This is a genomic window from Wolbachia endosymbiont of Tuta absoluta, from assembly GCF_059414725.1.
On sequence record NZ_JBNRJY010000241.1, the window covers coordinates 1 to 502 of the forward strand.

The 502-nt window shown below is 35.9% G+C and carries 1 protein-coding gene; it reads left to right on the top strand.

Annotated elements, in window-relative coordinates; translation table 11 throughout:
* Positions 1-183, top strand: a 183-nt coding sequence (locus tag ACJ5GX_RS02685) for a hypothetical protein (protein ID WP_495292676.1), incomplete at its 5' end; no start/stop codon positions are given.
* Positions 184-502 lie beyond the last annotated feature (319 nt).

The following is a 502-nucleotide window of genomic DNA, read 5'->3' on the forward strand; positions in this document are numbered from 1 at the left end:
CAGCAAAGACGGATTACCTTTAGGTCTATCTCTCAACAATGTTGGGCACGTTCTATTAGGGAAAAAGAAACGGCACAAGAAAAAGCAAACAGGAAATACCGTACCTCCATAGAAGAAAAAGAAAGTTATAAGTGGATAACAGCTCTCAAAGAAAGCATAAACAACCTTCCTGCAAATGTATAACTTGTTACCCTTGGTGATAGAGAGGCAGATATCTTCAAATTTTTATGGATCGATCACCTAATTCAGATTGGGCTTGTTTCAAACTAAAAATTTTATATGTTGAATTCCCGACATTTAAGTTCTGTAGCGAATTCAAACTATTTATACGACCATACTTTGCCATTGAGTGAACCTCCAGCTTGGCGTTAATTTCTTATTGAGCTACTTGGAGTACTTCTTTCAATCTAAGACAAATATTTATTTTAGGTGTTGTGAATTGGTTATTTTTATTCAATTTATGCGATCTATCCTGAACTTCCGATGTGTGAGGCATCGGTGA